Annotated in this window: 6 protein-coding genes; 3 read left to right on the forward strand and 3 right to left on the reverse strand. The window is 72.2% G+C overall.

What is annotated here, in order from left to right; genetic code table 11:
- Positions 1–404: 404 nt before the first annotated feature.
- Positions 405–2,207: a methionine--tRNA ligase gene (gene metG / locus JNW89_RS23520; protein ID WP_238450527.1), complete on the forward strand. Its 1,803-nt coding sequence runs from the start codon at positions 405–407 to the stop codon at positions 2,205–2,207.
- A gap of 57 nt (positions 2,208–2,264) precedes the next feature.
- Here metG and JNW89_RS23525 read toward each other — a convergent pair whose 3' ends face one another.
- The 3 genes from JNW89_RS23525 to JNW89_RS23535 all read right to left on the reverse strand — a co-directional run bounded on the left by JNW89_RS23525 (position 2,265) and on the right by JNW89_RS23535 (position 5,339).
- A complete protein-coding gene (locus tag JNW89_RS23525; protein ID WP_238450528.1) occupies positions 2,265–3,116 on the reverse strand; it encodes an alpha/beta fold hydrolase in 852 nt (283 codons plus the stop codon).
- Positions 3,117–3,204: 88 nt separating this feature from the next.
- Entirely contained in the window at positions 3,205–4,050 is an 846-nt protein-coding gene (locus JNW89_RS23530; protein WP_238450529.1) for an alpha/beta fold hydrolase, read from the reverse strand.
- A 59-nt stretch (positions 4,051–4,109) separates the two neighbouring features.
- Positions 4,110–5,339, reverse strand: a complete 1,230-nt coding sequence (locus tag JNW89_RS23535) for a hypothetical protein (RefSeq protein ID WP_238450530.1) — start codon at positions 5,337–5,339, stop codon at positions 4,110–4,112.
- An 82-nt stretch (positions 5,340–5,421) separates the two neighbouring features.
- Here JNW89_RS23535 and JNW89_RS23540 point away from each other — a divergent pair, with 82 nt between their 5' ends.
- Positions 5,422–6,321: a TatD family hydrolase gene (locus JNW89_RS23540; protein ID WP_238450531.1), complete on the forward strand. Its 900-nt coding sequence runs from the start codon at positions 5,422–5,424 to the stop codon at positions 6,319–6,321.
- Positions 6,322–6,353: 32 nt separating this feature from the next.
- Positions 6,354–6,541 (forward strand): rRNA adenine N-6-methyltransferase family protein (locus tag JNW89_RS23545; protein ID WP_309140021.1); only part of this gene is annotated, 188 nt, incomplete at its 3' end.

Raw genomic sequence — 6,541 nt, forward strand, 5'->3', positions numbered from 1 at the left:
GTGGCGCGATCGACGCGCGGGCCGCGCGCCGGCTGACGCACCGGAACCCGGCGCGGCACCGCGTCGACCGGCGCGCCGGTGGTCGGCTCGACCTCGACCGGCGTCTCGTCCGGTCCCGGCACCACCCGCGGCTGGGGCGCGACCGCGCCACCCCGGCGCCGGTGCGGCCGGCGGGTCCGTCCTGGTGCCCGGGGACTTCTCGCCGCGCCCGGGTGCCGCTCGTCTGCCAGTCACGGCGTTCATTGGACACCGCGTCGGGGGAGGGGCCGGGCAGCTCAGGCCGCGTGTCGGCGACAAATCGGACGAACGGCCGGGGGTGGATCGACCGTCGGCGGTGTCGGTCCCGACACGGGGAGGCCTATTGGTTCGCGGCCACCGGGGCGCGGTCACTAGGCTTGCTGGTCATGAGTCACGTTCTCGCGGCGGTCGCCTGGCCGTACGCCAACGGCCCGCGCCACATCGGCCACGTCTCCGGTTTCGGCGTTCCCTCCGACGTCTTCGCCCGGTACATGCGGATGGCCGGCCACGACGTGCTCATGGTCTCCGGCACCGACGAGCACGGCACCCCGATCCAGGTGCAGGCCGACGCCGAGGGGGTCACCCCCCGCGAGCTGGCCGACCGGTACAACCGGGTGATCGCCGAGGACCTGCGGGCGCTGGGGCTCTCCTACGACCTCTTCACCCGCACCACCACCCGCAACCACTACGCGGTGGTGCAGGAGCTGTTCCAGGGGCTGCACCGCAACGGCTACATCGTGCCCAAGGTCACCACCGGCGCGATCTCCCCGTCCACCGGCCGGACCCTGCCGGACCGCTACATCGAGGGCACCTGCCCGATCTGCGGCTACGACAGCGCCCGCGGCGACCAGTGCGACAACTGCGGCAACCAGCTCGACCCGGTCGACCTGATCGACCCCAAGTCGAAGATCAACGGCGAGACGCCGAAGTTCGTCGAGACCGAGCACTTCTTCCTGGACCTGCCCGCCCTGGCCGACGTGCTGCGGCAGTGGCTGGACACCCGGGAGGGCTGGCGGCCCAACGTGCTGCGCTTCTCGAAGAACCTGCTCGACGACCTCCAGCCCCGGGCCATCACCCGGGACCTGGAGTGGGGCGTGCCGATCCCGCTCGACGGCTGGCGCGACCGCGGCGACAAGCGGATCTACGTCTGGTTCGACGCGGTGATCGGCTACCTGTCGGCCTCCATCGAGTGGGCCCGCCGTACGGGCGACCCGGAGGCCTGGCGGAAGTGGTGGTCGGCCGACGGCGAGGGCAAGGACGCCCGCGGCTACTACTTCATGGGCAAGGACAACATCGTCTTCCACTCGGTGATCTGGCCGGCGCTGCTCTCCGGCTACTCCGGTGAGGGCGCAGGCGACGGCGAGCCGGGCGAGCTGGGCCGGCTGAACCTCCCCACCGAGGTGGTCTCCAGCGAGTACCTGACCATGGAGGGGCGCAAGTTCTCCTCGTCCCGCAAGGTGGTCATCTACGTCCGGGACTTCCTGGAGCGCTACGACGCCGACGCGCTGCGCTACTTCATCGCCGTCGCCGGCCCGGAGAGCAACGACACCGACTTCACCTGGGCGGAGTTCCTCCGCCGCAACAACGACGAGCTGGTCGCCGGCTGGGGCAACCTGGTCAACCGGTCGGTCTCGATGGCGGCGAAGAACTTCGGCGCGATCCCGCCGGTCGACCCGGCCGGGCTCACCGAGGCCGACGAGGCGCTGCTCGCCACCGCCCGGGCCGGCTTCGCCGTCGTCGGCGACCTGATCGCCAAGCACCGGCAGAAGCAGGCCATCGGCGAGGCGATGAAGGTGGTCGCCGAGGCCAACAAGTACCTCTCCGAGCAGGCCCCGTGGAAGCTCAAGGACGAGGCGGACAAGCCGCGGATGGGCACGATCCTGCACGTCGCCCTCCAGGTGGTCAGCGACGCCAACACGCTGCTCACCCCGTTCCTGCCGCACTCCGCGCAGAAGATCCACGAGCTGCTCGGCGGCACCGGCGTGCACGCGCCGATGCCGGTGATCGAGGAGGTCGACGACCTCGACGGGGGGCCGGCGTACCCGGTGCTGACCGGCGACTACACGGTCGGGGCGCGCTGGGAGTCCGTACCGGTGGAGGCGGGCCGGCCGCTGGCCGCGCCGAAGCCGGTGTTCCGCAAGCTCGACCCGTCCATCGTCGACGAGGAGCTGGCCCGGCTGGCCGGCTGAGCGTCAGGCGGTGACGGCGGCTCCCGAGGTCTCTCGGGGGCCGCCGTCGTCACCCGGTCAGGCGCGCGCCATCCTCGGCGCGCCGATGAACTCCATGATCGCCTGGTTCACCTCTGTCGGGTGCGTCCACGGCGTGCCGTGCGGCGCCCCCTTCAGGGTGATCAACTTGACGTTGGACAGCATGTTCTGCAACCGCTGACCCGTCTTCGGGTACGGCAGCACGTTGTCCTTGTCGCCCTGGATGATCAGCACCGGGACGTTGATGTTCGGCAGGTCGCCCCGGAAGTCGGTCTGCCAGGCGTCCACCGAGTCGTGGGTGCCCTTCGCCGACGCCGTCGCGCCGATGTTCCAGTGCGCCCGGTACGCCTCCTCGCTCACCCATTTGCCCTTGTTCTCGCTGTAGTTGAAGAACGCTTCGCAGAACTGGCTCAGGAAGGCGAACCGGTCGGCGATTATCGCCTGCTGGAACCCGTCGAACAGGCTCTTCTCGACACCCTCCGGGTTGTCGGCGGTCTGCAACAGAAACGGCGCCAGCGGGGCCATCAGCACTACCCGGTCCACCCGGTCCGAGCCGTACGCCCCGAGGTAGCGGGTCACCTCGCCGGTGCCCATCGAGTGCCCGACCAGGATCGCGTCGCGCAGATCCAACTCGGTCATCAGGACGTCGAGGTCGGCGGTGAAGGTGTCGTAGTCGTATCCGAACGCCGGCTGGGCCGAGGCGCCGAACCCGCGCCGGTCGTAGGTGATCACCCGGTAGCCGGCCGCCTGCAGCGGGCCGCTCATCTTCTCCCACGTCGCGCCGCTGAACGGGAAGCCGTGGATCAGCACCACCGGCTGACCCGAGCCGTGGTCCTCGTAGTACAGGTCGACGGGGGCGGCGTTCTCCGTCCCCACGGTGATGAAGGGCATGCTCGTCTCCCGATGGGCTGATGGTCACTGACGCCTGCGCTTTCCCCGACCGACCTGCGTCATGCGTCATGCCTGCCGCGGTCGACGGTCAGGCCGGGGCCATCGCTCCCAGGAACGTCAGCAGCTCCCGGTTCACCTCGTCGGCGTGCGTCCACGGAATCCCGTGCGGCGCGCCCGGCAGGGTCACCAGCCGGCTGGTGGGCAGCATCGGCTGGAGCCGCTGACCGGTGACCGGGTACGGCAGCACCGCGTCCTTGTCGCCCTGCACGATCAGCACCGGCACGTCGATGCCGGGCAGGTCGCCCCGGAAGTCCGACGACAGGGCGGCGAAACAGTCGTGCATGGCCGTCGCCGACGACTTCGCACCGATCATCCAGTGCGCCCGCAACGCCTCCTCGCTGACCCGCTCGCCCTTGTTCTCGTCCCAGTTGAAGAACGTCTTGCAGAACTCGGTCAGGTACGCGAACCGGTCGGCCCGCACGGCCATCCGGAACCCGTCGAAGACCTGCCGGTCGACCCCCTCCGGGTTGTCCGCCGTCTTCATCAGGTACGGGGCCAGCGGGGCCAGCAGCGCCGCGCGGCTGACCCGCTGCGACCCGTACCGGCCCAGGTAGCGGGTCACCTCGCCGGTGCCCATCGAGTGGCCGACCAGCACCGCGTCGCGCAGGTCCAGCTCGGTCATCAGCACGTCCAGGTCGGCCGTGAAGGTGTCGTAGTCGTACCCGGTCGCAGGTTGGGCGGAGGCGCCGAAGCCGCGCCGGTCGTAGGTGATCACGCGGTACCCGGCGTTGAGCAGGGCGATGGTCTGCTTCTCCCAGGTGGCCCCGTTGAACGGGTAGCCGTGGATCAGCACGACCGGCTGACCCGAGCCGTGGTCCTCGTAGTACAGGTCGATGGGCCCGGAGTTCTCCGCGCCGACGGTGAGGAAGGGCATCCGGCGTCTCCTGGTTCCGTGGGATGTCGGGCGCCCGCGTCTTCCCGATCCACCCCCGGTCATGCCTGCGGGTACGGCAGGTCCACCACCCGATCGTCGGTGACCTCCGCCCCCGGCGCCCACGTCTCGTAGACACCCCGTTCGTGGCACTGCGACCCGGTGTCGACCACCGAGTCCGGGTCCGGTCGGCACAGCCGCAACCGCAGCCACCCCGCCTCCTCCCGCAACACCAGGCACGGCACGTCCCGCCAGCGGGCGTAGCGCAGCCGGCGGGCCACCCACTCGACCGGGTAGCGGGCGGCCCGGGTCATCGCCAGCACCCGGAAGCCGCCGGGCAGGTCGGCCACCGCCTCGTACTCGATGCCGCCGTGGCGGCCGACCAGTTGCGTGGAGCGGGGCGCGTCGCCGGTGGGCAGGTACTCCTGGTCGGGGGAGAGCTCCGGCACCCCGGCGAGCAGGTGCCGCCACTGCGGGCCGACCATCCGCAGCCAGCCGCGCTGCTCCGCCTGATAGCTGTAGAGCACCACCTCCACCCCCTCGGCGGTGTACGCGAGCAGGGTGGCGTTCGCCGGCAGCGGCAGGTCGGCGCAGTCCCGGGTGACGAACTCCGGGATCAGCTGCGCGTTGCTCGGCACGAAGCCGGTGCCCAGCACCGGCGGTCCGAGCCGGTCCCGGGGCGGCAGCGCCAGCAGGCCCCGGTGCGCCGGGCCGACCGGCACCTCGTAGTCGACCGGGTCGGCCGCCCGCCAGCGCAGCACGTACGCCACGTCGTCGCCGCCGCCCGCGCCGTCGCCGCGCAGCACCGCCAGCGCCGCCGGCGTACGCAGGTGCGCCACGTCGTGCTCCCGGTAGCAGAAGCCGTGCGGCAGCCGACCCCGCACGTAGCCGGCGAGCTGCTGGGCGGAGAGCACCTTGACCATCCGGGTGCCGCGCCGCACCACGGCCGAGGCGCGGACGGTGCGGAGCGTCGGGTCCCCGGCCGCCGTCGGCTGCTGGCTGAGCTGGTGCACGTACGCCCAGCCGCGCTCCCGGTGCAGCGGCACCAGCAGCGGCGCCTCCGGCTCCTCGGCCGGCTCGGCCGCCCCCTGCACCGCACCGACCTCGGTCACGTGGACGAACCTGCGCCACGGCAGCGCCGAGCCCGGCCGGGGCGCCCACTCGAAACCGGGTGCCTCGTCGGCGCGGAACAACTCGTACGCCGCGCCCCGGGCGATCTCCTCCGCCGGGTACGTCGTGCCCTCGTGGACGACGCGCAGCCCGGTGTCGCTGGCGTGAGGGGTGACGGTCATTCCGGAAACACTAAGCGTGACGGATGCCAGGCCGGTGAACAGTCGATGGCGTCTGAGCGACGTGGCCCGGCGGTGGTGTGTGATGCTGGCCGCGATGAGTGAGCCGACCGAAACCCGCAAGCAGCGGGCCGCCCGCCGGGCCGGGGAGTTCCCGCCGGCGCCGGAGGCGTTGCCCCGCCCCGTGCTCGACAGCCACACCCACCTGGACATCACGGTCAGCGAGGCCGGAGTCCCCGGCGGGGGTCCCGCCGACGACCCGGTCGCCGCCGCGATCGAGGTGGCCGCCGCCGTCGGCGTGGACCGGCTGGTCCAGGTCGGCGTCGACGTGGGCTCCTCCCACTGGGGCGCCGACGTCGCCGAGAAGTACCCGGCGGTGCTCGCCACCGTCGCGCTGCACCCGAACGAGGCGCCCCGGCTGGCCGACCTCGACGAGGCGCTGCGCGAGATCGAGGCGCTCGCCGCCCGGGACCGGGTCCGGGGCGTCGGCGAGACCGGGTTGGACTTCTTCCGTACCGGCGACGAGGGGCGGGCCGCGCAGGAGGAGAGCTTCCGGGCGCACATCGCCATCGCCAAGCGGTACGGCAAGGCCCTGGTGATCCACGACCGGGACGCGCACGCCGACGTGCTGCGCGTCCTCGACGACGAGGGCGCGCCGGACACCGTGGTGCTGCACTGCTTCTCCGGCGACGCCGAGTTCGCCGCCGAGTGCGTCCGGCGGGGCTACCTGCTCAGCTTCGCCGGCACCGTCACCTTCGGCAGCGCCGGCGCGCTGCGGGAGGCCGCCGCGCTCACCCCGCTCGACCAGATCCTGGTGGAGACCGACGCGCCGTACCTGACCCCGATGCCGCACCGGGGGCGGCCGAACGCGTCGTACCTGATCCCGCTGACGGTCCGGTTCCTGGCCGATACCACCGGCGCGGACCTCGATGAACTCTGCGCCGCCATCTCCGCCACCGGCGACCGGGTCTTCGGCCCGTGGTGAGCGGGCCCGGTCCCGCCGATACGCTACGGGGCGTGACCGGACTCCTCGGCCCGGCGGAGATCCGGGAACTGGCCGCCCGGCTGGGCGTCGCCCCCACCAAGAAGCTCGGCCAGAACTTCGTGCACGACCCGAACACGGTCCGCCGGATCGTCACCGCCGCCGGGCTGGCCCCGGACGACGTGGCGCTGGAGGTCGGGCCGGGGCTCGGCTCGCTCACCCT

The sequence above is a fragment of the Micromonospora sp. 4G55 genome (genome assembly GCF_016803375.1).